This window comes from Mesorhizobium sp. USDA 4132, from assembly GCF_056279545.1.
In genome coordinates this window covers 509158-534567 of the sequence record NZ_JBWCCP010000002.1, presented here as the reverse complement: position 1 = coordinate 534567, position 25410 = coordinate 509158, and the positions used below count along the sequence as shown (strand labels likewise).

Sequence of the window (25410 nt, the reverse complement as noted above, 5' to 3'; positions counted from 1 at the left end):
GCATGGGGCGATACATCCCGCGAGGTGACCGCCCCATGCCGGAGCTGATCTCTTCCTGATCGGTGGGAACGTGGTCGGCCTGCTGCTCGCACCCAATCTTCCCACCGCGAAAAGGGATCCGCCTGCTCAGCGTCACCCTGTCCTCTCTGGAACGGCGAGCACCGGCCGCGGAATCGCAGCTGCGGCTGCCGCTTTAGGCCGCGAGCTTTTCTGAACAGGAAAGGTTGAACGGCGAAGCGCCCGGCGGAAACCTATGCGGGATGTCTGGTTCAGGAAATAGCCCCTCGAGCCAGTTATGCGTCGATCGGGGCTTGGAAATAGTAAACAGTTGGATTTAGCGCGAATTCGCACGATTGACGACTGACAATCTGGCCCTAGCTTCGTGCTCTCATCGCGGCCAGGATCCTATGTCAGCACTTATTTCCGTACTCCGCCAAGCCATCCAGCGCTCCAGCGACGCCACGGTCGAAGGGCGGCAACGTATCTATGCTTCCGCCCGCCGCGCAGTAGAACGGCTTCTTACACGCGCAGACATGCCTGCTGGGGATGGTTCTCTGCTGATCCAACTGCACAGGCTCGACGAGGCGATCAAGGAAATCGAAAGAGAATTCTCGGCGGATGACCGCGACCACACCGGCCTGCAGTTGGATGGCAATCTGCCCGACCTTTCGACCGAGCGCCGGCAGCGGCGTAGCCGTGTCAAGAACAGCACGTGAGGAAAATGTCTTTCTACCGGATCGTGCCAGTCACGATGGGATCAAGTTTGTCGAGCTGGTCCCAAGCGAGCGACGCGCCAAACAGCAGCACCGCAATAATCGGGATAACCAAAAGCACAGCACCACCGGGAACACGCATAACAAAACCTCTCAGCGATTGAGCCCCAGACTCATGCTCCGGCTTCGTTACTGAGAGGTTAATTGCGTCTCACTTTTACACAGGAAGGCACACCAGCTGGACTTCTTCTCCGACCCGCACTCCCGTCCATGATTGCTTAGGAGAGTTAGCAAGTGGCGGAAGCCATAACTTGTGAGTTGCAGACACGATACCGATCCCCATTGAACGGACGGGACGGCCAGCGGTTCAGGAAAGGGCGAGTTAACGCAGGGATGAAGCTGCGCGATCGGTCGATTGAGCGGCTTCATCAGGACTGCCTACTAGAGCACCCGTTCGAAACTGGCTTTATCTACAGGGCGACGAACAGGTCGCTCGCACGCCTGCGCGCGGAGATATTCGCGACGATCATTGTATCCATGGCGGTGATCCCGCTATAGAGTGCGCTCACAACTCTGCGAACACGGGAATAGGTATTCATGGCGACTGGTACAGTGAAATTTTTCAACGACGACAAGGGTTTTGGTTTCATCACGCCCGAGAATGGCGGACAGGACGTTTTCGTCCACGTCTCCGCACTCGAGCGCGGCGGATCGCTCCGTGAAGGCGACAAGGTCAGCTTCGAACTGGGGCAAGATCGCAAGACCGGGAAATCAAAAGCAGAGAACGTTTCGGTTCTTTGACTAAGAACTCGGCTTCGCGAAATACAGGGCTCTGCCAGGAAGCGCTGTTCAGCTTAAGCTGGCAGTCTCGTCAACGAGCCAGCTGATCCATATGGTACATCGACGAGATCAGCGCGCCGGAATAGCAAGCCTGCTGAGATTGGATGTAGGGTGGACAAGCGAGCCGTTAGCTTGCCAGCGAGGTCCCGACGGGTAGGGTCCAGGACAGGGCTACGATGCCCTGCGAGATCTGATAAAGTTTCGGGAGAGACTGACTAGGTGCGGGGAGCGGAGTTCGCGGTCGGTACGGCGGCCGGGCGTGACGCTGATCGCAATCCGCCGGCCGCACTTCGCAACCAGGTCGATGAGATCGAAGCCGTTCAGCACCCCTCCTGATAAACATGGGCGGGTGCAAGTTGTCTTGGCGATTCCGGGACAAAGAATGCTGTAGCCTGCCGGCGAGCCCGAGCTGCGGCTGTAAAGATTCTAAGAAGGAAGCTGATAATGGGATGGAAAACGCCAAAGGTCGAGTACGTCAACGGTTATAGGATTGTTGAGCTCGAGGGACCGACCTTCAAAGTTTATGACGGCGACCGCCAGCTCGGTGAGGATTTCCCCTACTCCGGCGAAGCGGCCGCTCACGCGAAGTCTCTTCCAACGCTGGATCCTCCGCGGCGATGAGTAGGACTTCCGAACGGTTTTCGGACATTTCCTCTTCGGCGGTCGCGGTGGAAATCGGACTCAAGGACACCTAGCTGAATATCACCTTCATTGGGACCATGGATTGATCACTTTCAATCCGGCGGCCTCAAAGGGGCTTGTGTCGCGCGATCTGGTCAAGGCGGTGGGCATGAGTGGTATCATGAGTGGTATCTTCAAGAGCCAGGTATCTCGGATTTGCGAAGAGATCGATGAGAAGGTCACGGCCTTGCCGTCCATCCCATCAAAGGCCCACGTCAATTTCGGCGACCACACCAAAATGATCGCTTAACCAAATTCCATCCCGTGGTTTGTCAAAGGCGACCTGCGCGGAATGCACAAGCGCATGGGCTTTCGGGTGACCATCCCAGGAGCCAACAAGGACGTAGTCGAACCGGCGATGATATTCCGACTGTCGAATGATCTGATCGATGCCTGCCTTTGCATTGGGATTGTCACTGGTCCACGTGAACCCCACTCCCTCCCCCGCAATTTCCCAGGCATCGTGGTAGAGCACACTTCGGCCGCCCAATGACTGACGACCAGTCAGAAATCTCATACTTGACGAATCTGGATCGGCATTGAAATCTCCGGCAATAATGGTCGGGAGCGCCCGGCGATGGCGGAGATCAAGATCAACGATCGCCTGTACCTGCCGTTCGCGAGCCGCTTCTGCGCTCGGACGCCACGCGGTCGTCGCAGCGATGAAAAGCATTTCGCCCTCATTGGGAACATCGACGGCGGCAGCCAGCGTCGCCCAAGGCACATCGGGTGCTTCAGCGAGCCGAAGGTCCAGCGCCTCTAGCGGCCGCATCGGCCACTTGCTCGCAATCGCTGTCCCACCATATTGATCGGCAAAGGGCGGAAGAAATCGTTGAAGGTCCACTTGATGGATCGACCCGATGTCCAATCCTTCCAGGATTTCGTCAAGCATCCGGATATTTTCGGACTGGACGACTTCCTGCAACGAAATGATATCCGGTTGAAGCGCCCGCAATTCCTGATTAATCAGAGAAATCCTGCGCGCATCGCCTTGTGTATTCCACACATTCAGGGTGACAACACGGATACGCATTTTATCACGAACTCCTCTGTAGTGAGTAACGTCCTGACGCGCTTTCGCGTCGTGGAAGCATTGTGCTTGGCACAGGAGGTCACGCGGCGATCCCGCGTACCCAGGCGCGCAGATCGGCGACGAACGCCTCCGGTTGTTCGGTGGGTGGGAAGTGGCCGCCGCGCGGTTGTTCGCTCCAGTGGACTAGATTGCAGGTGCGCTCGACGAGGGACCGTGGCGGCGCTGGGTGCCTCGGATCGGGCCAGGAGGCATAACCGGTAGGCACCTCGATCCGGCGGCCTTTCGGTAGCATCTTGCTCTTCTCTCGCTCCGAGGCGGTGTAGATCCACGTCGATGTCGCGAACGTGTCGGTCATGACATAAAGCATGATGCTGGTGATCAATCGGTCGTGACCGAACACGTCGATGATCGATCGTTCGCCCAGGTCGGCCCAATCGTGAAAGCGCTCGAGGAGCCAGGCGGCTTGGGCCACGGGATTGTTATGCATCGCATAGGCGAGTGACTGTACCCGCGTGGACTGAAGGTGTGAATAGGCACCCAGCCGCTTCTCATAGTCCGCAAACTGCTGCATCCATCGTCGCTCGGTGTCATCCTGCGGCGCGTCCTCAGGGACAGTGCCGAGATAATCAATATGCAAGCCGCGGATCGAATTGGCCTGATCCAGCGCCATCCATGGACCGATCACTACACCCCAGTCAGTCCCATGAACGAGGTAGCGATCGTACCCCAGGACCTCGCGCATCAGCGCGTTGAACAATGCACCGATGCGCCGCGGGCTGATCGGCTGGTTGGGCTTCGCAGAAAAGCCGTAGCCCGGCAGCGATGGGACGACGAGGTCGAAAGCATCTTCGGCACGTCCACCGTTACGGGATGGGAACGCCAAGGCTTCCACCGCCGGCCAGAATTCGTAAGTCGAGCCGGGCCAGCCATGGATCAGGAGCAGTGGCCGCTTGCCCTCAGCCTCGCCTCGAACGTGAACGAAATGAAGCCTCAGCCCATCAATCTCCATCGTGAACTGCGGAAAGCAGTTGAGATCTCTGACCATCGCATCAACATCGTAGCGGTCAACCCAATAGGCACAGAGTTCGCGCAGGGTTTGGGGATCACAGCCATAGGACCAATCGGAATCATCCGGCTGGTCAGGCAAACGATATGATCGCACCCGCGCCTTCAATGCATCGAAGGCCTCATCTGACCAGTCGACTTTGAACGGTGTTGCCATTCCCTTTATCCTTTCCGCAACGCGTTCAGGCGCCCGCTGAAATACGTTGGCCACACAGGTCGAAGAATAATCTTGCTCGCTTCGCGCCCAGGTGAGCGCGCACTGGCGCCAATCGACATTCACCGACACGTGTCATCGATGATCGTCTCCCTCTCGCCCTTCAACGCGTCGCCGCGGCGAGAGGGGAACCAGCCTCTCCCCTGATCGTTGTAGCGAATTGCGACTTCGGCAGGTGGGCCAACATGCGGAGTGGCATTGCTGATCGCTGACCAGCGATGCACTGCGGCTCACCTGGGAAAGATTTAAAACACGTGTTGGACGACTTTGGTTTCATGCTCATGACGAAATACATCAAAACGCCCCCATCTTAATCTCGCCTATGAAGAGGCGGGCGACCGCCGAGGAAAACCGATCGTGCTGTTCGCAAGGTCGGAAAAATCGATCGCGTCTAGGGGTATTGCCACCGAGTACGAGAAGGCGGTGAAATGCTTGACGAGGTCAAGGCCGATCGGCGCGCTTTCGCCTGTATGCTCGGCGGCGAGGATCGATCGACCCTCTTCATCACCACCGCGCAGTGGCTCGGTATGGACAAGATGAATCAGATGGCCGGCACCGGTCAAATCGTTTCCATCGAAGTAACCAATGCCGGGACCCGGCTGGCCGTTCAACTGAGCGCACGAGTGACGATGACGCTGCAAGGAGAAGCAACATGCCGAACCACAGCCATGCACAAATAATTTCCGTGTCGGGTGGATCGATATTCACCACCGTTGCCGGGAGCGGCCCGCCGCTTCTCCTGCTGCATGGCTTCCCACAGACCCATCTCATGTGGCGCGACGTCGCTCCTCTGCTTGCCTCCGAGTTCACCGTCATCTGTGCCGATCTGCGTGGATATGGCGCCAGCGCTTGCCCTCCTTCCACCCCCGATCACCTCCCCTATTCCAAACGCGCGATGGCGGCCGAGATGGTCGAGCTTATGGAAAAGTTCGGCTTCAGCGAGTTCATGATCGGTGGCCATGACCGGGGCGGCCGTGTCGCTTACCGCATGGCGCTCGATCATCCGGCGGTGATAAGAAAGCTTGCCGTTCTGGATATTGTCCCGACCTCCACCGTCTGGGATCAAGCTGATGACCGATTTGCGTTAGGCTTTTGGCCGTGGGTCTTACTGGCGCAAGCCGAGCCTTTGCCGGAGAGGCTGATCGCAGGTGCACCGGAGGCCGTTATCGACGATGCGCTCACAGGCTGGGGATCTTCCGCCGCGGTGTTCCCGCCACAGATCAGAGAGGCCTATGTCGAGGCGCTCAGAAATGCAGACCATGTTCACGCGATCTGCGAGGAGTATCGTGCTGCAGCAAGCGTCGATCGCCAGCATGACGTCCAAGATCAAATCGCCGGACGCCGTATTCGTTGCCCACTCATGGCCCTCTGGAGCGGAACCGGTGCATTAGCCACCTGGTATACCAATGACGGAGGGCCGTTGGCGTTGTGGCAACAATTCGCAGGCGATGTCGTCGGTCATTCGATGCCGGGCGGCCACTTTTTTCCTGAAGAGTATCCCATCGAAACGACGAAGGTGCTGGCCGAATTCTTCGGCGACGCAGCGTTTTCTTCCGGTTGATCTGTATGCCGCTCACCCAGCACGAGATTGACAGGTTCAACAACATCGTCGCGGAGTGATCCGTTCTCTCAGCGGGCGCGGCCTCTTTCATGCCACCTCCTGTGGCTCGATCAGCCGTCGATCATATCGCGGAAACGGGCAAGTTCCTCGCCTGCCACACCGACATTGTGCGGCTCTGCCGGATAGGCTCCGCTCTCGACATCCCGGCGGAATTCCCGGAAGGCTGCGATGCGCTCGTGCTGCAGGCGGTCGAACTCGGCAGCAAAGTTGCGATAGGTCTTCGCATGTCGGGGCACGTGCCCGCGGTTCTGTCCGAGCACGTCATCGGCAAAAAGATATTGCGCATCGCAACCGGCGCCCGCCCCCATCGAGATCATGAAGAGAGACGTCCGGGCGCTGATCAGCGAGGCAATTTCGGCCGGAACCACCTCGATTTCGGCGGCGAAGGCACCAGCCTCCTCGAGGGCCTTGACGGCATTCCAGATCGCCATCGCGCTGTCGGCCGTCTTGCCGACCGCCTTGAAGCCACCGGTCCAGGTTGCCTTCGAGGGAATGAGGCCGACATGGCTGCAGACGGGAATACCCTCGTCCCTGAGCCCCCGGATGATCCGGAGGCTTGCCGCGCAATAGACGGCGTCGCCACCGGCGCGCATCGCTTTGAAGGCCGCCCGCAGATATTCCTCCGTGGTGACGAAGTCGCCATATTCGAGGCCCGGCACGGCAAAGACGCTTGGCGCCACCTCGCGGAAGGCAGGCCCAAGGAGCGCCGGCGGCACGGAGACCATTTCAATCCCAGCCTTCTCGGCGGCTTCCGCCTCCTCGAGCGTGACGACACGAAGCATGCTGAGCTGGCGCTTGCCCTTGAGCGCCAGGATATCGGCAACGGTGGGACGGTTGGATTTCATCGGTGCATCCTTTGGCGCCAGGCGCTCACAGAAGGGATTTCAGTTTGACCGAAGGATCGGCGAGTGCAGCGCGATCGGGGCGCGTGCCCCTGGCGATCAGCATCTCGGCAAGCCGAATGTCGCGGGCAACGGCACCGCCGGGGCCAAGTCCGCTGGCGGCCAGCAATCGCCCGTCCGCATCGAGATGAAACAGGATCTCGGCCTCCGGCGACAGCGTCCGACCGACGGTCGATGTTGCGCCGTCGGACAGGCCGGCTACCTGCAGCGTCAGGTCGCATTGGTCCGACCAGAACCACGGCACCGCGTCGAAGGGTGCGACCTCTCCTAGCATGTTGGCCGCCGCGACGCTGCCCTGTTCCTGCGCGTTGCGCCAGGATTCGAGCCTGACGCGCCGGCCGCCATAGGCGGCGACGGGAAAGGAGCAGCAGTCGCCGGCCGCGAAGACGTGCGGATCGCTGGTCGCCAGATAGCGGTCGACGGCGATGCCGTTGTCGATCGCAAGCCCTGCTTCTGCGGCAAGACGGGTGTTGGGCTGGGCGCCGATCCCGACCACAAGCGCATCGACCTTGATCTGGCGACCATCGGCTAACCCGATGGCAACACCGCTCTCGCCATCGGCGATGGTCCCGATGCCCACGCCGCAGAGCAGTTCCACGCCTTCTGCCGCGTGCCGTGCCTGCAAGGCGAGCGCAAGCTTTTCGGGAACGCCGCGCATCAACACACGCGGTTGCGCCTCAATCAGGGTGACGGCCGTGCCGAGTTTCCGGCCCATCGCGGCCAGTTCGAGCCCGATGAAGCCACCGCCGAGAATGGCCAGGCGGCCATCCTCCCGCATGTGGCGACGAATGGCGGATGCGTCCTCGAGGGTCCGCAGCACATGGACGCGATCGCTTGTGGCAAGGCCTGGGAATTGGCGCGGAGCGGCGCCGGTTGCGAGCAGCAGCCGCTCGTAGGATAGCATTTCGCCGGTTTCCAGCAGCAGCGCATGGCATGCCGGCTCGACCAAGATAGCCCGCTGTCCTCGCAGAAAGGCAATCCCCGCCTCGGTAAAACGTTCGTTTGCCACGATCGGCCGAACGGTCTCGGCTTCCTCGCCTGCCTTCGACAGGGGCGGACGCTCGTAGGGGAGATGCGGCTCATCACCGATCAGCGTGACGGTCCCCCGGTAGCCTCGCTCCCGCAGGGCAAAGGCCGCCCGCACGCCCGCTTCGCCGGCACCGACGATCACCATGCCTTTGTCACCCATCTCAGCCGACCTGGATGAAGACGCGGCCACCATCGACCTTGACCGCATAGGTCTTGAGGTTGACGCAGACAGGGGCGCCCTTGGCTTGGCCGGTCTTGTAGTTGAAGCGGCCGTTGTGCTTCGGACATTCGATGATGTCATCCATCACCAGTCCATCGGCCAAATGGACATTCTCGTGCGTGCAATGTCCGTCGGTCGCGTGGAAACTGTCTTCCGGGCTGCGAAAGACGGCGTAACTCTTGCCGTCGTGGTCGAAGCGGATGACATCCTCTTCGTCGATCTCGTCCTTGTCGCAGACGTCGATCCAGGTGCTCATCGGGTTCTCCTCCCCTTTATGACTTGTCTTCTCGGACGCCGGCGTCATTCCGCCGCCGGCGCCATGGCGTCGCTGTGGAAGTCTTCGCGATAGGGCTTTGCCGTTGGCGGCAACTCGCGCTTCAGGAAGTAATCCTCGTTTCGGAGTTGGTACAGGAAGGCCGGGATCATCTCGCGATAACCGTCGAGGATCGACGGGTTCGGTACCGGCAGATCGTCCTTGATCATCGCGTGCAGCTTCGGCAGCGCGTGATAGGGCACCATCGGGAACATGTGATGCTCCACGTGATAGTTCATGTTCCAGTAGATGAAGCGGCTGATCGGGTTCATGTAGACCGTGCGGCTGTTTAGCCGGTGGTCGGTGACGTTGTCGGCAAGGCCACCATGCTGCAGCAGGCCGGTCATAACATGGTGCCAGGCACCATAAAGGCGCGGCATGCCGATCAGCATCAACGGCAGGATCGAATTCACGGCGATCGAAAGCGCAACGGTCGCCACATAGATCGCGAGCCAGATGCGCGCGACGCGGATCGCCTTCGGCTGCTCCGTCTCCGGAATGATGATCTTCTCTTCGGCGCTGATGACCCCAAACGCATTGCGGACCATGTCGATCACCGCATGCCAGGCATCCAGCAGGCCGAACAGATTGAGGATCAGCCGCAGGAGATCCGGCGGACGCATCACCGCGATTTCCGGATCCCGGCCGACAATGACCGTATCGGTGTGGTGCCGAGTATGGCTCCAGCGCCAGGTCACCGGATTGCGCATGATCATGAAACAGGCGATCTGGTAGACAATGTTGTTCATCCACATCGTCTTGAACGCCGTGCCATGACCACATTCATGCCAGCGGCTATCCGAGGCGGACCCGTAGAACACGCCGTAGGCGAGGAAGAAAGGGATCGCCCAGAGGCTGCCCCAGAAATAGATGCCAAGCCCTGCAAAGACGGCCATACAGCCGAGCCAGATCGCCGTGTCCCGGAGGGCTGGCCCATCCTCCCGCTTCATCAATTCCTTCATCTGCTTGCGCGGGACCTCGGTATGATACCACTGCGCCGCCGCGAGCCCGTTGGCCACCGCTGCCTGCGCATCGCGTCCAAGCAGGCTATAGTCACGCTTTGCCGCTGTCCTCGCCATCGATCTCCTCCATCGGTTTCGAAGCGTTGCCATCAAAGGCGCCGCATGGAATCTGATCTTGAGGATTATCGTTGTTCTGACGGATCACAATCCACGTATGATATATTCTATCAAACTCTATCATTCTTGACTTACTTCATGATAGAAAGATCTCACTTGAGGGAGGAGCAAATGGGATCGAGACCAACGATCGCGGACCTGGCCAAGGCTGCGGGAGTGAGTGTCGCAACCGTGGACCGCGTGTTGAACGGGCGCCACAAGGTGCGCGAGGACACGGCGCGGCGCGTCTATGACGCGGCAAACGAGATTGGCTTCCATGCCGTCGGATTGCTACGGCAGCGCGTGTTCGAGGGCCTGCCGCAATACCGGTTGGGCTTCATCCTGCAGAAGCCCAACCACCATTTCTACCAGAGCTTCAAGCGGGAGTTGGAGATCGCCGTCCAAAACCATCCCGGCATTCGCGGCGTGGCACAGATCGAATTCTGCGCCAATCAGACACCGAGCGAACTGGCCGACAAGCTGAAAGAGGTTGGCGCCAGGAATCAGGCGGTCGCCATGACATCCCCGGACTATCCGGCCCTGACGGTGGCCGCGGAGGAACTGAAGGCAAGAGGCATCCCGGTATTCTCACTCCTGTCCGATTTCGCCTCCGGCATCCGCGAGGGCTATGTCGGGCTCAACAACCGCAAGGCCGGTCGGACGGCAGCCTGGATGATCACGAAGGCTGCGAAAAGCCCTGGGAAGGTGGCTGTTTTCGTCGGCAGTCACCGCTTTCATGGTCACGAACTGCGCGAGATCGGCTTTCGGTCTTACTTTCGCGAACACGCTCCCGATTTCGAGGTTCTGGACACGCTGGTGAACCTGGAAACGGTCGAAATCACCCACGAAGCAACGCTGGATCTGCTGCACCGCCATCCGGATCTGGTGGGTTTTTATGTTGCCGGCGGCGGAATGGAGGGCGCCATCTCCGCCATCCGAGAAGAAAAGCTCGGCGGTAAGCATGTTATCGTCGTCAACGAACTGACGCCAATTTCCCGCGCAGCGCTGGCCGACGAGATCGTGACCCTGGCGATCGCGACACCGCTTGCCAATCTGTGCCGCGAACTGGTCCAGCTAATGGTCGAGGCGGTGGATACCGGTCCCGCGACGGCGCCAGGCCAGACTTTCCTGCCGCTCGAAATTTACGTGCCGGAAAACATCTGAGCTGCGATGATGGAAATCCATCATATCAATCCGCAAATTCTTTCATGAATGAAACGGAATATTGCTATTTCCTCTTTGACCAACGCCACGAAACCTGATGACTTCATTCAGCGGGACGGAGGAGGAAAGCCGGCCGCGCCAAACTTCGGGAGAACTCATGGCCGCGCTTACCTTCGCGCTCAACCACATGGTTGCGCCACACATGCCGCTCGGCGTTTTTTTCGAACTGGGCATATCGCTCGGTGTTCGGCAATTCGAGATCCGCAACGACCTTGTCGGGAATGCCATACTCGACGGGACTTCACCTGAAACGGTCCGCAACCTTGCAAAGGCGCACGGAACCGAAATCATTTCGATCAATGCCCTGCAGCGCTTCAACGAATGGACGCCGGAACGGGAAGCGGAAGCCAGGGAACTGGCCGCCTATGCCGCTGCCTGCGGCGCAAAAGCCCTGGTCCTCGTGCCCGTCAACGATGAAAGCGGTAGGCTGGAGGGTGAGCGTCAGGGGAATTTACGCGTTGCGCTCAAGGCGCTGAAACCTATCCTGCGGGCCAATAACCTCATCGGCCTCGTGGAGCCGCTCGGCTTCCAGATCTGCTCGCTTCGCTCCAAGAAAGAAGCAGCGGAAACGATTGTCGCGATCGATGGCCGCGAGAGCTTCAAGCTGGTTCATGACACGTTTCACCACGTGCTCGCTGGCGAGCCGGACATATTTCCGGACTTGACGGGGCTGGTCCACATTTCAGGCGTCGATGATCAGGAAGTCAGCATCGACGCCATGCGAGACCCGCATCGCGTGATGGTGACGGCACGGGACCGGCTGGACAATATCGGTCAAATCCGTGCGCTCATCGACGCTGGTTATTCCGGCCCGCTGTCGTTCGAACCGTTCGCGTCATCCGTTCACGCATCGAGCGATCCGCAAACGATGATCCGCAGCAGCATGGAGCTGATCCGGGACAGACTTTGATGTCTTCACCGATGCGGTGGGAGTGACCGGACCGGTTCGTGAGATTGCCTTCGGGGAGGAGGCGACCGGCTTTTTGAGGTGTTCGCCGGGCACCGTTTCAGAGGAGGAAGAGATGAAGAAACTTTTAGCGAGTGCCGTGTTCGGCGTCCTGATGGCATCGAGTGCTTATGCAGGCAATATTGGCGTGTCCATGGCCAATTCCGATACGTTCCTGACAGTTCTGCGCAAGGGTATCGAGAAGTCTGCAGCCGATGCGAAGCAGCCTGTCCAGATCGAAATCGCTGATGATGACGTTCAGAAGCAGCTTTCCCAGATCCAGAACTTCATCGCCTCGAAGGTCGATGCGATCATCGTCAATGCCGTCGATACCACGGCGACGGCGCCGATGACGAAGCTGGCGAACGATGCCGGCATCCCGATCGTCTACGTCAACCGGATGCCGGCAGACGTGGACAAGCTTGGTGCCAAGGGGGCATTCGTCGCCTCTGACGAAGTTCAGTCAGGCACGCTGCAGACCAAGGAAGTATGTCGCATCCTGGGCGGCAAGGGCGATATCCTTGTCATGGTCGGTGATCTTGCCAACCAGGCTGCCGTCCAGCGCACGAAGGACATCCACGACGTGATCGCGACGCCGGACTGCAAGGGCATCAAGATTCTCGACGAGCAGACCGCCGTATGGGATCCGGTCAAGGCGCAGGACCTGATGACCAACTGGATCGCGGCCGGTCGCAAGCCGGCTGCTGTCATCGCCAACAACGACAACATGGCGATCGGTGCGATCAACGCCATGAAATCTGCCGGCTGGGATATGAAGGACGTGGTCGTTGCGGGTATCGATGCCACGCAGGAAGCGCTCGCTTATATGAAGGCGGGCAATCTGGACGTATCGGTCTTCCAGGATGCCTTCGGTCAGGGCTCGGGCGCGGTCGCCGCTGCCATAAAGCTCGCCAAGGGTGAGAAAGTGGACGCCAAGGTCTGGATCCCGTTCCAGCTCGTGACGCCCGAAAACATGGCCAAGTTCACGACGAAGAATTAACCGAGGATAGGCCGATCCGCTGCCTTGCGGGGCAGCGGATCACTCTCGTGGAGGAGGACCGCCATGTCGGCTGAACGCATCATCAGTCCGCAGACCATGGAGGCCGTTCGCAGGAGCGGCGCTGTCCCGGGCAGCAAATATCTTCTTGAAGTCGAGGACGTGCGCAAGGAATTTCCAGGTGTCGTTGCTCTGGACAATGTGCAGCTGAAGCTGAAACGCGGGACGGTGCATGCCCTCCTGGGCGAGAACGGCGCCGGCAAGTCCACGCTGATGAAGATCCTCGCCGGCATCTACACGCCCGACAGCGGCTCATTCAAACTGCGTGGCATAGACATCCGTCTCAAGAATCCGCTCGACGCGCTCCAGAACGGAATCGCGATGATCCATCAGGAACTGAATCTGATGGCGCCCATGACCGTGTCGGAAAACATCTGGATCGGCCGAGAGCCGCTCGGGCGTTTCGGTATCGTGGACCATGCCGAAATGAACCGTCGAACGGACGCGCTGTTTGAGCGCCTCGGGATCGAAATCGATCCACAAATCAAGGTTGGCAAGCTCAGCGTGGCCAACCGCCAGATGGTCGAGATCGCCAAGGCCGTATCCTTCGATTCCGATGTCCTCATCATGGACGAACCGACATCAGCCCTCACCGAGAGGGAGGTGAACCACCTCTTCCGGATTATCCGCTCCCTTCGCGGAGAAGGAAAGGGCATCATCTACATCACCCACAAGATGAACGAACTCTTCGAGATCGCCGACGAATTCTCCGTCTTTCGCGACGGCAAGTACGTTGCGACCTGCAATTCCTCGGAGGTAACCCGCGAAGACATCATCCGCATGATGGTCGGGCGCGAGATCACCCAGATGTTCCCAAAAGAACCGGCGCAGATCGGCGACGTCGTGCTGTCGGTAAAAGGGCTGACGCTGAACGGCGTCTTCCGCGACGTGTCCTTCGATCTCCGGGCCGGCGAAATCCTCGGCTTTGCCGGCCTCGTCGGTTCGGGCCGGTCCAACGTCGCGGAGACGATCTTCGGCGTGACGCCTGCAAGTTCCGGGACGATCGAACTCTTCGGCAAGCAATTGACCGTCTCATCGCCGTCCGTCGCCATGGCTAATGGCATGGCGTTTCTGACGGAGGATCGAAAGGAGACCGGTTGTTTCCTGCTGCTCGACATCCAGGAAAACGCGCAGATGGCGGTGCTGCAACAGCGTTATGTGCAGCTCGGTTTCGTGCAGCAAGACAAGCTGCGGAAGGCGGCCACCGACATGGCCAACCGCCTCAGGGTCCGCACGCCCGACATGCGGGAGCCGATCATCAACCTGTCGGGTGGCAACCAGCAGAAGGTGCTGATCTGTCGCTGGCTGATGACCAATCCGAAGATCCTGATTCTCGACGAACCCACCCGCGGCATAGACGTCGGCGCCAAGGCCGAAATCCACCGGCTGGTCTCGCAGCTCGCGGGCCAAGGTGTGGCGATCATCATGATCTCGTCGGAGATGCCGGAGGTGCTCGGCATGAGTGATCGCATCGTCGTGCTGCACGAGGGGCGGGTCACGGGCATCCTGGACAGGGCCGAAGCCGATCAAGTCAAGATAATGGAGCTGGCGTCGCGCTGACGACACAGTCGGGAGGATATCATGTCTGATGCCATCAACGAACTGGGGGAGACCTCCAAGACGGGCTTGAAGAAAATTCGGCGACTTCCGCCGGAATTCTCGATCCTGGCAGTCCTGATCGGGATCGCCCTTATCTTTGAAGTGATCGGCTGGTACGTCGTGGGCGAAAGCTTTCTGGCGAACAAGCAGCGCTTGTCCATCATCGTCCTTCAGGTCGCCGTCACGGGGATCATCGCGGTCGGCGTGACACAGGTCATCATCACCGGCGGCGTCGATCTCTCGTCCGGCTCCATGGTTGGGTTTATCGCCATGGTGGCTGCAAGCTTCGCCCAGACCTCGTTGAATGCCCGCGCCGTCTTCCTGCAATCCGAATACGCCGCTTTCGGCCTGGACTGGTTCATCGATTCCAGCCCGTTCTGGCCGCTTCTGGTCGGCGTGCTGCTCGGCGCATTCCTGGGGTTTCTGAACGGCCTTCTCATCGCCAAGACGGGCATTCCGCCCTTCATTGCCACGCTTGGCATGATGGTCTCAGTCCGCGGCCTGGCCAAATGGTATACCGAAGGCCAGCCCGTCGCTTTGCTCAACGAAAACTTCGCCTGGCTCGGCCAGAGCTTCAATCTCTGGGGCTTTCCCGTCCCGCGAACGGTCATCGTCTTTTTCGTCGTGGCAATCATCTTCCACATCGGATTGTCCTATACCCGCTACGGCAAGTTCACCTATGCCATCGGCGCCAACAGCCAGGCTGCGCGCGTCTCGGGGATCGATATCGGCAAGCACCTGATCAAGGTCTATGCGGTCGCCGGCCTTCTCTCCGGCCTCGCCGGCGTCATGCTCGCTGCCCGCGCCCAGTCCGGCCAACCGAACATGGGCGTCTCCTTCGAACTCGACGCCATCGCCGCGGCCGTCATCGGCGGCGCTTCGCTCTCCGGCGGCGTCGGCCGGATCACCGGGACGGTAATCGGCACGATTATTCTCGGTGTGGTGACCTCCGGCTTCACCTTCCTCAAGGTCGGCGCCTATTACCAGGAGATCGTCAAGGGCGCGATCATCGTCGCGGCAGTCGTCATTGACGTGCACCGCCAACGCAAGAAATCCCGCGCCTGAAGGACCTCCCCAGGCGCCGAGGCGGTGCTGGTTCCGAGCAACCTGCACCGCCTCACCTTATGCACCCGTCTTGCAACTGAGATGACGCCGTCACAGGCCATTCACGAGATGACCATGAAGACCTATGTTTTGACCATTTCCTGTCAGTCGACCCGCGGCATCGTCGCTGCAGTCTCCGGCTATCTCGCCGATCAAGGCTGCAACATCGTGGATTCTTCCCAGTTCGACGACCTCGACACGGGCAAGTTCTTCATGCGCGTCTCCTTCATCTCCGAGAAGGAGGCCAATGAAGCGAAGCTCGCACAGGGCTTCCCCGCTATCGCCGAGCGTTTCGGCATGAACTGGAGCCTGCATGATGCCGCCAGGCGGGAGAAGGTCCTGCTGATGGTCTCGCGCTTCGGCCACTGCCTCAACGACCTCCTCTACCGCTGGAAGATCGGCGCCCTGCCGATCGAGATCGTCGGCGTCGTCTCCAACCATTTCGACTACCAGAAGGTCGTGGTCAATCACGATATCCCCTTCCATCATATTCCGGTGACCGAGGCCAACAAGCCTGAGGCCGAAGCGCGCATCATGGACCTCGTCAAGCAGACCGGCACCGAACTCATCGTGCTTGCTCGCTACATGCAGATCCTGTCCGATCAGATGTGCCAGAAGATGTCCGGCAAGATCATCAACATCCACCACTCCTTCCTGCCGTCGTTCAAGGGCGCCAATCCCTATAAGCAGGCTTTCGAACGTGGTGTGAAGCTGATCGGCGCCACCGCGCATTACGTCACCGCCGATCTCGACGAAGGTCCGATCATCGAGCAGGACACCGTGCGCGTCACCCATGCGCAGTCTCCGGAAGACTATGTCTCTCTCGGCCGCGACGTCGAAAGCCAGGTGCTGGCGCGCGCCATCCACGCCCATATCCACCACCGCACCTTCATCAACGGACATCGTACCGTCGTCTTCCCGGCAAGCCCGGGTTCCTATGCCTCCGAGCGGATGGGGTAACATGACCATTGTCGTCGACGGAAGGGCGGCGTCCTTGGTGATCGGAGCAGAAACCTCTGCAGAGACGAAGCTCGAGACTTCTGGCCACCGCAAACCAGGTCTCGCTCCGCGCCTGTCACGCTGAAAGGCTGCCTGGTGCCTTGGGTCTTCAGGAAGTTCTGCAGATCAGCCAGCGGGTAAAGCGGGAGCGAGACATCGCACGGTGACTCCGGATTGCGCCGTGGTCAGCCCAGAAGAGGTCGTTGCGAAGCTCGTTTGTGAGCGCCCTCGTCGACACCGGGGCCTGATCGCTGCGACCGGTCCCTACTCTTATATGCACCGCGTAACGAGCTCAGATGCGATAGCAATGCTGACCACCGCAGAAGATGGGTCTAGGCCGGCGTGTCCCACGGGTTCACGAGTGCCACTTCCATATCCTTGAAGTCCTTGATGTTGTGAGTCACCAGCTTCATACGTCGGGTGAAGGCTGTCGCTGCAATATAGGCGGCATTGATCGGTCTGAGATTGGGCACATGCCATTGGGCGGCCTTGACGGCTGCCGCCTCGTCCAACGGTAGAATACGGCCGGAAAATGCTGTGAGAACTGTGTTTTCCAGCCTCCAACCCCGGATCCCAGCAACTCGCGCGTCATCCGCCCGGGAGAATTGCCGCCCAAGGCCGATCCGTCGAACCATTCTGATGGTTAAGTTCACCGCCTATTTCAAGCCAGCATCACGAGCGTAACCGGCGCAGGAAGCATCGCCTGTCGAAGCCGAGGTGTTCTAACGGACAATATAGCCGTCTCTTCCAAGCCTGTACTTGTTCCCCGCCGGTTCGCTCTCTAAGCTCATTCCGGGTGGACAACAGGACGGACGACATGATGGGCCCACGGGAGCAACTGATTAGCTGCTTGAACGAAAGAGGTTCCATGGTGATGGTTATAGAGGCTACACGGGAGGCTGACCCCTCTGCCGGCGACCAAGCGCCCCCAGCGGTTATTTACTATACGTCCAATGGGTATCTCGTTGAGCTTCTGTCGGATGGAACTTTCCAGGTCGCTCTCACTCGCGAAAAACTAACCCGCATTGAATGATCGAGCGTCACTAGTTTCTCTTCGACGCGTCGCCGTGTGCTCGACGCCGTGACCCGGCTCTTTTACGAAGGAGCCATCCGCGCTGTCGGCACTGACAGCAACATCGCGGAAGCCGGCGTTGGCCAAATCGACGTTCGACAATCATTTTCCGTCCAAGGATGACCTCGTCGTCGCCTATTTCGAAAAGATGACCGGCTCGGCAGGCGGCAGTGGCCGCGCTTCCGACGCAACTATTATGGGGCGTATCACCGAGCCTTTGATCCCTACGCTTATTCATGGCTAGCGCATCAGGGCATCATGGCGAAAGTTCCTCCAGGACCTGACCCTTGGTCTCGACCGCGAAGAAGGCCGTCACCAGGGCGCCAACGAGAAGGATCGCTGCGAACGCGCCGAAGACATATTGGATGCCCATCGACGACATGACCCAACCCACCGCGATAGGGCCCGCGGAGGATCCGAGACGAAGCCAGGCGCTGCCTGTTCCCGTGCCAATGGCACGAAGGCGGGTCGGGTAGATTTCCGCGGAATAGAGGTAGAGCGAGAAAGTCACGGTTTGGACGATGGCGTAGGCGAGACCGGCCAGGATCAGGACCTGTGTTGCCGACGTCGCACCCAGCCAAGCGAGGATGACAAGCGGGACCGGTGCGATCAGAAGGGCACCGGTGTACCAGCGCTTGCGACCGACCTTGTCGATGAGCAATGCGCAGATAACGGCCGCGATCACGCCACCGACCGAGGTGATAAACCCGTATAGGATACTAGTTTCCAGCGGCAGGTTGAATGTCTGGCGATAGAGGGTCGGAAGCCAGGTGATCGTCCCATTGGCGACCATATAGGCACAGAACCACATCGCCCAGATTGACAGTGTGCGCTTGAGATAGATGCCCTGGAAAAGTTCGCGCCAGTCCGATCGACGACCTACGGGGGCGGCTATGATTTTCGGCTCCGGCAGTTCCTTGCCGGCGGCACGAGCGCTGTTCTCCAGCGTGGTGACGATGCGGTCGGCTTCCTCATAGCGCCCGTTGGCGGCGAGCCAGCGAGGTGATTCATTGAGGAACCAGCGCAGCGGGATCATGAGGACGGCCGGGATCAGGCCGACGACGAACATCGCCTTCCAGCCATAGGCTGGGACCATGAAATAGCCGATCAAGCCTGCGCCGACGAGGCCGAGCAGAAACATGACCTCATACAGCAGGAAGAAGCGGCCCCGCCCCTTCGAGCTGATCAACTCGTTGATATATGCACTCGCGACCGGAACTTCTCCACCGGTTCCGATGCCTTGAATGAAACGCAATGCCATCATCATGCCGGCACCGGCCGCAAAAAGGCATGCGACGTCCATGCTGACGAAGAGCAGGATGGTGAATAGCAGCACTTTGAGACGACCGATCCGCTCGGCAAGCCAGCCAAAGCAAATGGCGCCGATCAACTGCCCCAGGTAACCCATCGACAGGATCATGCCCGTCTGTCCCGGGGTCAAACCCCATTCGCGGACAAGAACCGGCATGGCATAGGCTATGGCAATGACGGTGTAGCCGTCAAAGAATGTCGCTGCGCCGACGATATTTCGAGCCCAGAAGACCTCCCGGGTCACTGGCAGCCGTTCTAGGCGGGCGCTGATTTCAGCTTGGGTATCGACGGCCGGCGACGGCGCGGCCATCCGTTGTTCGATATTCATGTTTCCTCCCTCTGCCCGGCCTACTCTCCCAGCCTGGCGTCGAACCTACGCGTTGGATGTCTTAAACTTCGGGACCCTTTGGCATGGTGTCGCTGTGGATCCGGAAGGCATGGCTCTCTCATCGGCTAATCAGGCACCAGCGTGACAGACGGTGCGACCGCGGCCCATCACTCCCCATGCGGCCGCAATCCCCTCCCTGCTAGGAGCCCCCGCTCGAGAGGCGGGGGCGTCCTCAGTCACTCGGCTGCCAGAAGCTGCTCAACCCGGCCGATGCCGGCAGCATCAAAGGCTGCAAAGATCTCCGCTTCGGCCTTTTCGCCGAGGTTCTTCAGGGGCTCGCGGATCGTGGCATGATCAAGCACGCCACGATGGACAAGCCCAAGCTTGAGGGCGACGGTGCCTTCCATATGGGAACCACGGTGGTAGACGGCACGGGTGACTGGAAGGAGACGTTCGAAGATCCGGCGGGCTTCCGGATAGTTCTGCGCCTTTCCTGCCTTGATCAGGTCGATCAGCAACTCCGGTGTGATATTGCCGTAGCCCACAAGCAGGCCATCGACATCGAACATGGTCGGCAACAGCCATTCGTCATGGCAGCTCAGGATCTGCAGGTTCGGGTTGGCCTTCTTGAGTTCCGGGATCTCGACGTACCAGCGCTTCATGTTTCGAACGCCATTTTTGGTGGCGACGACGCCATCCTGCGTCGCGATAGCAAGCTGGGTGTCCAGGTCGTAGGAAGCCTTGGTGGCATCCGGGTACTGGAACAGGATGCACTGCAGGCCCGATTCCTGCCAGATCGCCTTGTAGCGATCCTGCGGGGCGCCTTTCTGGAAGCCGAAACGCAGCCAGCCATGGTTCGGATAGACAAGAGCACCCGTCGCGCCGGCAGACTTGCACTTCTTGGCTTCTTCAGCGGCAACCTTGGTGCCCTCGCCGGTGATGCCAGCAATGATCGGAACCTGACCATCGACGGCTTCGACATAGGTGCGGATGAGCTTCAGGCGCTCTTCCTCGGTCAGGAACGTGCCTTCGCCGGCATGGCCAAGGATAACGAGGCTCTTGACGCCGTCCATGCCTGCAAGCCATTTGGCAATACGGGCATTGGCCGGATAATCGACCTCTCCGTCGCGGGTAAACGCGGTAACGGGTGCCGGGCTCAGACCTCTCAGATCCATCGGTGGCATAGGTTTTTCTCCTCCTAGATAGCCGCTGTCCGCCTTTGCGATCAGCGATGGGATCGTTAATGGGAACGTTCCCACTATCGTTTCCGATTTTGCTGGAGTCAACATTTTTTTTGTTGCATGGTTGGCGCGTTGACCGCGAGAACGCCGCAGATGGAAAAAACCGAAATGGATTCAAAGCCCGAAGAAGCGAGCCGCCAGACACGGGTGACCATCCTTGATGTCGCGTCGGCAGCTGGCGTTTCGAAATCGACGGTATCGCGCATCCTCGATGAACGACTTCCCCGATCCGACAACGAAACTTCGCGCCGCGTCCGGAAAATCGCCGAAGACATGGGTTATGTCCGAGACGTCTCCGCAGCGAGCCTCCGACGCGGCAACACGATGACGGTCGGCGTGATCGTGCCCCGGCTGACCGATACCGTCATGGCAATGCTTTATGAAGCCCTGGCAAAAGCATGCAGCAAAAGTGGGCGCTTTGCGATTGTCGCAACGACGGATGACAAGCCCAAGGCCGACAGACTTGCTGCGGAGTCTCTTCTGAAACGAGGCGTCGACGGCTTGATCCTTTCGACTGCCCGCGAGGATGACGATTTTCCTGACGAGCTCGCGGCCCGGGGGGTACCTTTTGTCCTGGCGTTGCGTACCGATGGACGGAGCCTTTCTTCGGTGGGCGACGACAGGCTGGGCGGATATCTGGCGACGCGCCACCTCCTGGATCTCGGTCATCGTCGTATCGGAGTGATCGCCGGTCCTTCATATGCCTCCAGCTCGCGCGGGCGCGTCGAAGGCTACAGGCAGGCACTGCAAGAGGCCGCCATCTCGCTCCGCCCGGATTGCATTGTGCCGTCGACCTTCGGGATCGACGCCGGAGCGGATGCGGCCCTGCAGCTCATGCGCCTCAAAGATCGCCCGACGGCGATCTTTGCCGTGAACGACAACACCGCAATCGGTGCTCTTTCCGGCCTGTCACGCCTCGGGATATCCGTACCCAACGATGTTTCAGTCGTCGGATACAACGACATCCCGATCGTCAATCATCTTCCGACGCCGCTCACGACACTGCGGGTGCCCTTCGAGCAGATTGCCTCAAACGCTTTGGACCTGCTCACAAGCGGCACCATTTCAGCTGACGAGCGAATCCGTATTTCGGCTCCGACCCTCATACCCCGAAAATCGTCTGCCAAGCCCAGGTCTTGATGGGAGCTGAACCAGCGATCTGCTCACATATGAGCGCCTTCACCCAAATTGCCGAGGCCATGTTGACAAAGTGCCTTCTCAAATCAGTTGGGGTCTGATTCAAGGCTGCTTTTAGGAGGCAGCGATGGCTCAAATTAACTGCCAAACGACGCCACCGAAATCTACGATCGCATCGTCTTTATACATTAGGACGGGCGATCCAGGCTTGATCGCGGTGAGCTGTACAAGCCTCACTAACCGGGAAGCTCCCCAGCTCCCTCCCGCCGACTTAAGCCGGCAGAAGTGTGATGCGGTGGGTGGTTTCCGGCTCGATGCGGGCGTCGCTATAGAGGAGCGGCACGTATTCACCTTTCGACCAGGCGTGGGCAAGGTCGCCGTAATGCGGCGAACGGGGATCACCGGACTGACCGGGTGTGTTGATGCAGACGCTATTGTCCCAGTCGCCGACATCCATGACAAGTCGGACGGACGCGCCCGCATTGACGCCAAAATCACCCATCCGGTAGCCGGCATGCATGGGCGTCGAACGGCTGCCGCCGACGGACAGCGGGCCGACGTTCCAGTCGGGGTCCTCTTCGGTCTTGATGCGGCTGGTCGCGTGTTCGAAGAGCGCGCGGTGCAGGTCGCCCCAGCGCCAGGCCGACGGATTAGGACCAAGCCGGATTTCGCAATCGGCAAAGCCGGCGGAAAGTGTCGAAAGCAACATCGTGTCGCGGTCGGCGGCGTCCCAGAGCGCGCCGGGTTCGCTGAGAAGTACCAGCATGCGGTCGACATCGCCGGGCAGCAGCAACTGGCGGACGGTCGGGTTCGGTGCGAACCTTGCCAGCAGTGCGGGTCGCAGGTGCTTCATCCACCAGACTTCGAACAGCGCTGCTGCCGCACTCCCCGCTTCGAGACGATAATCCCAGCCGTTGAAAAGCTTTATGGCATGTTCCTGCCGGTCATCCAGCGGTTGACGGCTGGCAACTTGTTGAAGCACGGCGCAGATGGTTGCGGCCGGGCGGGAATAGACGTCGGTCTGCAGCGCCATTGAGGCCTTCAGCGTATGCTTGGGATCGGACCGCAGGACCGATTTGATGCGCTGGGCGCGGCTCACTTCCGCCCATTCGTGGCCGATCGATGGAGCGTTTGGATCGCGGCCGGCCGGCAGGTTCATCTCGTTGGCCGAAGCGACGAAACCATCGGCCGGATTATAAGCGCGCGGCAGTTCGCCGGCGGGCAGGAAGCCGTCCCATTCGTGGCTGCCATGGCCCGGCGCGGGCAGCAACCCTTCCCAGTTGCGGCGCACCGGTGTGAAACCGGCGGTGAACCAGCCGATATTCCCGTCCACATCGGCGCTGACATGGTTGACCGAGGGCGTACCCCAGGACCCGAGCGTCTGCGAAAACGCCTGCACCGAACCGCTGCGCATATAAGACAGGCTGCCGAGATAGGCGGCCGAACCGGGCGACAGCCAGACGGAGCGGATGGCGATGACCTGACGGATCTTCCGGTTTTCGTGGAGGATCGGGCCGTGGCGGGTGAAAGACAGCGTCATCGTCTGGTCGGGATGGCCCTTGACCGCGAAACTCTCCTCGATGCGGGTGATCTTCTCCCAGCCGTCGGCGTAACGATATTGTTCCGGATCGCCGTCCTTGGTCGCGTAGACATAGACGTCTTCCTGGTCGGCGCCGAAGATGGTGAGGCCGAAGGCGGTGCGGTCGTTATGGCCGAGCGAGATGCCGGGCGCGGTCGGCTCGCCGGTGCCGATGGCATTGAGGCCCGGCGCTTGGAGGTGAACGAGATAACGCAGCGACGGCACTGCGTGCGCTCGGTGCGGATCACTTGCGAGGATCGGCCGGCCGCTTTCGGTGCGCGAACCGTGGACAGCCCAGTTGTTGGATCCCTCCTCCGCGATCGCCTGGACGATATCGCCGAGATCGGTGACCTCAGTCCATTTCCAGACGTCGTCCAGCCCTGCCGCAAGCCGGGCCTTGTCAAAAGTGACGGCCACCGTGGCGAGCTTGAAGAGGCGGGTCGCGGAAAGCGGAATATCGGCGAGCGAAATCCCCTCCTCCGGCTTCGGCGAGACCGGCGGATCGAGCTCGAAGCGCAGCAGGTCGGTCTCCGCATCCGCAAGCGCCATGATATTGGCGCGCAGGATTTCGGAAATGCCGTTGCGGGTCAGCGCATGGCTGCGGATCCGCACCACATCGGCCGCCTGCCAGCGTGACGGCCTGGTGCCGAAGATGGCGAATTCTGGCGGCAACCGGGCCGGCTCCGCTTCGCAAAGCGCGACATAGGCATTGATGCCGGCGACAAAGGCGGTGCAGATCGCTTGCGTATCCGGCGCATAGGAGGTCCACTCCGGCGCCATGTCGCCGCGATAGAGGAAATGCCGGGCGGCGTGGTCCTGCGCCAGGTATCCGGGCCCGAAGTCGGCGGCGAGAAGACCGAGGCCGCGCTTGCGCCACAGGTCAAGCTGCCAGAGCCGGTCGCGGGCGGCGTTGAAACCCTGGACGAAGAACAGGTCCTTGTCGCTTGCCGCCTTGATATGCGGGACGCCCCAGCGGTCGATGCGGATTTCTGCCTGGACATCGAGGCCAGCCAGCCGGAGGGTTTCGTGTGCCTTGGCGTCAGTCATGTCAGTCTCTCATGCGCGATGGCTTCTTAGGCGTGGTGACAAGCGACGCGCGCGCCATCGGCACGCGGCGTCAGTTCCGGCCGTTCTTTCAAGCAGATTTCGGTCGCCAGCGGGCAGCGCGTATGGAATGCGCAGCCGGACGGGATGTTTGAAGGACTTGGCAGTTCGCCGCTGAGGATAAAGCGCTGCTTGGCGCGCTGCACCTCCGGATCGGCCTCCGGCACGGCCGACATCAGCGCCTTGGTATAGGGATGTTTCGGATTGGCGAAAAAGGTATCACGGTCGGCCATTTCCACGAAGCGGCCGAGATACATGACGACGACCCGGTCGCAGATATGCCGCACCACGCCGAGGTCATGGCTGACGAAGAGATAGGAAACGCCGGTGCGCTTCTGCAGCGCCACCAGCAAGTTGAGGATCTGGGCCCGTACCGAGACGTCGAGCGCCGAAACCGGCTCGTCGCAGATCAGGAGATCCGGCTCGAGGGCAAGTGCGCGGGCGATCACCACGCGTTGGCGCTGGCCGCCGGAGAACTGGTGCGGATAGCGGTCCGCATGTTCGGGCCGCAAGCCCACCTGCTGCAGCAGCGTCGCGACCCGTTCCTTCAGTGCCCTCCCCCTGGCGACGCCGCGGACAATCAGCGGTTCGCCGATCGTGGCCCCGACGGTCGAGCGCGGATCGAGAGACAGCGCCGGATCCTGAAAAATCATCTGCACCTTGCGGCGGATATCATTGAGCTGGCGGCGATTGGCGCCGACCACTTCGTCACCACTGATGCGGACGCTGCCGGAGATCGGCGCTTGCAGGCCGACGATGGTGTTGGAAAGCGTCGACTTGCCGCAGCCGGATTCGCCGACCAGCGCCACGGTCTCGCCGCGGGCGATATCGAGGTCGACGCCATTGACGGCCTTGACCACCGGGCCGGACTTGCCGAGCAGGCCACCTCGGCCGCCAAAATGCACCGCGACGTCGCGGATTTCGAGAACGTTCTTATGATCGCTCATGCCGCCTTACCTC

At 60.3% G+C, this 25410-nt stretch carries 23 protein-coding genes and 2 pseudogenes; 13 read left to right on the top strand and 12 right to left on the bottom strand.

Features of this window, described 5'->3' with window-relative positions:
• Window positions 1-92: 92 nt before the first annotated feature.
• Together ACZ9IU_RS25220 and ACZ9IU_RS25215 are read left to right on the top strand one after the other, a co-directional pair.
• A pseudogene (locus ACZ9IU_RS25220) lies at window positions 93-197 on the top strand (DNA polymerase IV); the annotation flags it as partial.
• Window positions 198-407: 210 nt separating this feature from the next.
• Window positions 408-716 carry a hypothetical protein gene (locus ACZ9IU_RS25215; RefSeq protein ID WP_040125335.1) on the top strand — a complete coding sequence of 103 codons (309 nt, stop codon included), beginning with the start codon at window positions 408-410 and terminating at the stop codon, window positions 714-716.
• A gap of 13 nt (window positions 717-729) precedes the next feature.
• On the opposite strand, the gene ACZ9IU_RS25210 is transcribed toward ACZ9IU_RS25215, so the two are convergent.
• On the bottom strand, window positions 730-855 hold the full coding sequence (locus ACZ9IU_RS25210) for a hypothetical protein (protein WP_258718730.1): 126 nt from the start codon (window positions 853-855) through the stop codon (window positions 730-732).
• Window positions 856-1310: 455 nt separating this feature from the next.
• Here ACZ9IU_RS25210 and ACZ9IU_RS25205 point away from each other — a divergent pair, with 455 nt between their 5' ends.
• On the top strand, window positions 1311-1514 hold the full coding sequence (locus tag ACZ9IU_RS25205; RefSeq protein WP_040125337.1) for a cold-shock protein: 204 nt from the start codon (window positions 1311-1313) through the stop codon (window positions 1512-1514).
• A gap of 922 nt (window positions 1515-2436) precedes the next feature.
• Here the strand turns inward: ACZ9IU_RS25205 and ACZ9IU_RS25200 are convergent.
• Both ACZ9IU_RS25200 and ACZ9IU_RS25195 read right to left on the bottom strand, forming a co-directional pair.
• Window positions 2437-3267 carry an endonuclease/exonuclease/phosphatase family protein gene (locus ACZ9IU_RS25200; protein WP_040125339.1) on the bottom strand — a complete coding sequence of 277 codons (831 nt, stop codon included), beginning with the start codon at window positions 3265-3267 and terminating at the stop codon, window positions 2437-2439.
• Between the two features lie 79 nt (window positions 3268-3346).
• Window positions 3347-4489 (bottom strand): epoxide hydrolase family protein, encoded by a 1143-nt coding sequence (locus ACZ9IU_RS25195; protein WP_040125341.1) that lies wholly within the window; start codon window positions 4487-4489, stop codon window positions 3347-3349.
• 485 nt (window positions 4490-4974) lie between these two features.
• Between ACZ9IU_RS25195 and ACZ9IU_RS25190 the strand changes: the two genes are divergently transcribed.
• Together ACZ9IU_RS25190 and ACZ9IU_RS25185 are read left to right on the top strand one after the other, a co-directional pair.
• Window positions 4975-5226: a hypothetical protein gene (locus ACZ9IU_RS25190; RefSeq protein ID WP_040125343.1), complete on the top strand. Its 252-nt coding sequence runs from the start codon at window positions 4975-4977 to the stop codon at window positions 5224-5226.
• Window positions 5199-6107, top strand: coding sequence for an alpha/beta hydrolase (locus ACZ9IU_RS25185; RefSeq protein ID WP_051900588.1), 909 nt, complete (start codon window positions 5199-5201; stop codon window positions 6105-6107). Before ACZ9IU_RS25190 ends, ACZ9IU_RS25185 begins: the two co-directional genes overlap by 28 nt.
• Before the next feature lie 110 nt (window positions 6108-6217).
• Here ACZ9IU_RS25185 and ACZ9IU_RS25180 read toward each other — a convergent pair whose 3' ends face one another.
• From ACZ9IU_RS25180 to ACZ9IU_RS25165, 4 genes are read right to left on the bottom strand one after another with little or no spacing between them, the layout of a single operon-like run.
• Window positions 6218-7012, bottom strand: coding sequence for a 3-methyl-2-oxobutanoate hydroxymethyltransferase (locus ACZ9IU_RS25180; RefSeq protein ID WP_040125345.1), 795 nt, complete (start codon window positions 7010-7012; stop codon window positions 6218-6220).
• A 25-nt stretch (window positions 7013-7037) separates the two neighbouring features.
• Window positions 7038-8258 carry an NAD(P)/FAD-dependent oxidoreductase gene (locus ACZ9IU_RS25175; protein WP_244447583.1) on the bottom strand — a complete coding sequence of 407 codons (1221 nt, stop codon included), beginning with the start codon at window positions 8256-8258 and terminating at the stop codon, window positions 7038-7040.
• 1 nt (window position 8259) lies between these two features.
• Window positions 8260-8574 carry a MocE family 2Fe-2S type ferredoxin gene (locus ACZ9IU_RS25170; protein ID WP_040125347.1) on the bottom strand — a complete coding sequence of 105 codons (315 nt, stop codon included), beginning with the start codon at window positions 8572-8574 and terminating at the stop codon, window positions 8260-8262.
• Between the two features lie 44 nt (window positions 8575-8618).
• Entirely contained in the window at window positions 8619-9710 is a 1092-nt protein-coding gene (locus tag ACZ9IU_RS25165; protein WP_040125349.1) for a fatty acid desaturase family protein, read from the bottom strand.
• A gap of 171 nt (window positions 9711-9881) precedes the next feature.
• On the opposite strand from ACZ9IU_RS25165, the gene ACZ9IU_RS25160 reads away from it, so the two are divergent.
• The 6 genes from ACZ9IU_RS25160 to purU all read left to right on the top strand — a co-directional run bounded on the left by ACZ9IU_RS25160 (window position 9882) and on the right by purU (window position 16639).
• Window positions 9882-10913 (top strand): LacI family DNA-binding transcriptional regulator, encoded by a 1032-nt coding sequence (locus ACZ9IU_RS25160; RefSeq protein ID WP_040125351.1) that lies wholly within the window; start codon window positions 9882-9884, stop codon window positions 10911-10913.
• Between the two features lie 157 nt (window positions 10914-11070).
• Entirely contained in the window at window positions 11071-11883 is an 813-nt protein-coding gene (locus ACZ9IU_RS25155) for a TIM barrel protein (protein WP_040125353.1), read from the top strand.
• A 112-nt stretch (window positions 11884-11995) separates the two neighbouring features.
• Window positions 11996-12919, top strand: a complete 924-nt coding sequence (locus tag ACZ9IU_RS25150; RefSeq protein ID WP_040125355.1) for a sugar ABC transporter substrate-binding protein — start codon at window positions 11996-11998, stop codon at window positions 12917-12919.
• Window positions 12920-12982: 63 nt separating this feature from the next.
• Complete coding sequence (locus ACZ9IU_RS25145) at window positions 12983-14536, top strand: sugar ABC transporter ATP-binding protein (RefSeq protein WP_157885332.1); 1554 nt, start codon at window positions 12983-12985, stop codon at window positions 14534-14536.
• A gap of 21 nt (window positions 14537-14557) precedes the next feature.
• Window positions 14558-15640 carry an ABC transporter permease gene (locus ACZ9IU_RS25140; protein ID WP_065814816.1) on the top strand — a complete coding sequence of 361 codons (1083 nt, stop codon included), beginning with the start codon at window positions 14558-14560 and terminating at the stop codon, window positions 15638-15640.
• Between the two features lie 114 nt (window positions 15641-15754).
• Window positions 15755-16639: a formyltetrahydrofolate deformylase gene (purU, locus tag ACZ9IU_RS25135; RefSeq protein WP_040125873.1), complete on the top strand. Its 885-nt coding sequence runs from the start codon at window positions 15755-15757 to the stop codon at window positions 16637-16639.
• A 371-nt stretch (window positions 16640-17010) separates the two neighbouring features.
• Here purU and ACZ9IU_RS25130 read toward each other — a convergent pair.
• A pseudogene (locus tag ACZ9IU_RS25130) lies at window positions 17011-17247 on the bottom strand (PIN domain-containing protein); the annotation flags it as partial.
• A 582-nt stretch (window positions 17248-17829) separates the two neighbouring features.
• Here ACZ9IU_RS25130 and ACZ9IU_RS25125 point away from each other — a divergent pair.
• On the top strand, window positions 17830-17994 hold the full coding sequence (locus tag ACZ9IU_RS25125; protein ID WP_197569353.1) for a hypothetical protein: 165 nt from the start codon (window positions 17830-17832) through the stop codon (window positions 17992-17994).
• Window positions 17995-18006: 12 nt separating this feature from the next.
• On the opposite strand, the gene ACZ9IU_RS25120 is transcribed toward ACZ9IU_RS25125, so the two are convergent.
• Together ACZ9IU_RS25120 and ACZ9IU_RS25115 are read right to left on the bottom strand one after the other, a co-directional pair.
• Window positions 18007-19389: an MFS transporter gene (locus ACZ9IU_RS25120; RefSeq protein ID WP_040125362.1), complete on the bottom strand. Its 1383-nt coding sequence runs from the start codon at window positions 19387-19389 to the stop codon at window positions 18007-18009.
• 236 nt (window positions 19390-19625) lie between these two features.
• Window positions 19626-20573, bottom strand: coding sequence for a dihydrodipicolinate synthase family protein (locus ACZ9IU_RS25115; RefSeq protein ID WP_040125364.1), 948 nt, complete (start codon window positions 20571-20573; stop codon window positions 19626-19628).
• A gap of 165 nt (window positions 20574-20738) precedes the next feature.
• On the opposite strand from ACZ9IU_RS25115, the gene ACZ9IU_RS25110 reads away from it, so the two are divergent.
• Complete coding sequence (locus tag ACZ9IU_RS25110; RefSeq protein ID WP_040125874.1) at window positions 20739-21770, top strand: LacI family DNA-binding transcriptional regulator; 1032 nt, start codon at window positions 20739-20741, stop codon at window positions 21768-21770.
• 268 nt (window positions 21771-22038) lie between these two features.
• Here ACZ9IU_RS25110 and ACZ9IU_RS25105 read toward each other — a convergent pair whose 3' ends face one another.
• Both ACZ9IU_RS25105 and ACZ9IU_RS25100 read right to left on the bottom strand, forming a co-directional pair.
• Entirely contained in the window at window positions 22039-24393 is a 2355-nt protein-coding gene (locus ACZ9IU_RS25105; protein ID WP_040125365.1) for a penicillin acylase family protein, read from the bottom strand.
• Between the two features lie 26 nt (window positions 24394-24419).
• On the bottom strand, window positions 24420-25397 hold the full coding sequence (locus tag ACZ9IU_RS25100; protein ID WP_040125367.1) for an ABC transporter ATP-binding protein: 978 nt from the start codon (window positions 25395-25397) through the stop codon (window positions 24420-24422).
• Window positions 25398-25410: the final 13 nt, after the last annotated feature.

Excerpts from the sequence above, each read along its gene's own strand:
- ACZ9IU_RS25215 (WP_040125335.1), top strand. The coding sequence starts at position 408 with ATGTCAGCACTTATTTCCGTACTCCGCCAAGCCATCCAGCGCTCCAGC.
- ACZ9IU_RS25210 (WP_258718730.1), bottom strand. The coding sequence starts at position 855 with ATGCGTGTTCCCGGTGGTGCTGTGCTTTTGGTTATCCCGATTATTGCG.
- ACZ9IU_RS25205 (WP_040125337.1), top strand. The coding sequence starts at position 1,311 with ATGGCGACTGGTACAGTGAAATTTTTCAACGACGACAAGGGTTTTGGT.
- ACZ9IU_RS25200 (WP_040125339.1), bottom strand. The coding sequence starts at position 3,267 with ATGCGTATCCGTGTTGTCACCCTGAATGTGTGGAATACACAAGGCGAT.
- ACZ9IU_RS25195 (WP_040125341.1), bottom strand. The coding sequence starts at position 4,489 with ATGGCAACACCGTTCAAAGTCGACTGGTCAGATGAGGCCTTCGATGCA.
- ACZ9IU_RS25190 (WP_040125343.1), top strand. The coding sequence starts at position 4,975 with ATGCTTGACGAGGTCAAGGCCGATCGGCGCGCTTTCGCCTGTATGCTC.
- ACZ9IU_RS25185 (WP_051900588.1), top strand. The coding sequence starts at position 5,199 with ATGCCGAACCACAGCCATGCACAAATAATTTCCGTGTCGGGTGGATCG.
- ACZ9IU_RS25180 (WP_040125345.1), bottom strand. The coding sequence starts at position 7,012 with ATGAAATCCAACCGTCCCACCGTTGCCGATATCCTGGCGCTCAAGGGC.
- ACZ9IU_RS25175 (WP_244447583.1), bottom strand. The coding sequence starts at position 8,258 with ATGGGTGACAAAGGCATGGTGATCGTCGGTGCCGGCGAAGCGGGCGTG.
- ACZ9IU_RS25170 (WP_040125347.1), bottom strand. The coding sequence starts at position 8,574 with ATGAGCACCTGGATCGACGTCTGCGACAAGGACGAGATCGACGAAGAG.
- ACZ9IU_RS25165 (WP_040125349.1), bottom strand. The coding sequence starts at position 9,710 with ATGGCGAGGACAGCGGCAAAGCGTGACTATAGCCTGCTTGGACGCGAT.
- ACZ9IU_RS25160 (WP_040125351.1), top strand. The coding sequence starts at position 9,882 with ATGGGATCGAGACCAACGATCGCGGACCTGGCCAAGGCTGCGGGAGTG.
- ACZ9IU_RS25155 (WP_040125353.1), top strand. The coding sequence starts at position 11,071 with ATGGCCGCGCTTACCTTCGCGCTCAACCACATGGTTGCGCCACACATG.
- ACZ9IU_RS25150 (WP_040125355.1), top strand. The coding sequence starts at position 11,996 with ATGAAGAAACTTTTAGCGAGTGCCGTGTTCGGCGTCCTGATGGCATCG.
- ACZ9IU_RS25145 (WP_157885332.1), top strand. The coding sequence starts at position 12,983 with ATGTCGGCTGAACGCATCATCAGTCCGCAGACCATGGAGGCCGTTCGC.
- ACZ9IU_RS25140 (WP_065814816.1), top strand. The coding sequence starts at position 14,558 with ATGTCTGATGCCATCAACGAACTGGGGGAGACCTCCAAGACGGGCTTG.
- purU (WP_040125873.1), top strand. The coding sequence starts at position 15,755 with ATGAAGACCTATGTTTTGACCATTTCCTGTCAGTCGACCCGCGGCATC.
- ACZ9IU_RS25120 (WP_040125362.1), bottom strand. The coding sequence starts at position 19,389 with ATGAATATCGAACAACGGATGGCCGCGCCGTCGCCGGCCGTCGATACC.
- ACZ9IU_RS25115 (WP_040125364.1), bottom strand. The coding sequence starts at position 20,573 with ATGCCACCGATGGATCTGAGAGGTCTGAGCCCGGCACCCGTTACCGCG.
- ACZ9IU_RS25110 (WP_040125874.1), top strand. The coding sequence starts at position 20,739 with ATGGATTCAAAGCCCGAAGAAGCGAGCCGCCAGACACGGGTGACCATC.
- ACZ9IU_RS25105 (WP_040125365.1), bottom strand. The coding sequence starts at position 24,393 with ATGACTGACGCCAAGGCACACGAAACCCTCCGGCTGGCTGGCCTCGAT.
- ACZ9IU_RS25100 (WP_040125367.1), bottom strand. The coding sequence starts at position 25,397 with ATGAGCGATCATAAGAACGTTCTCGAAATCCGCGACGTCGCGGTGCAT.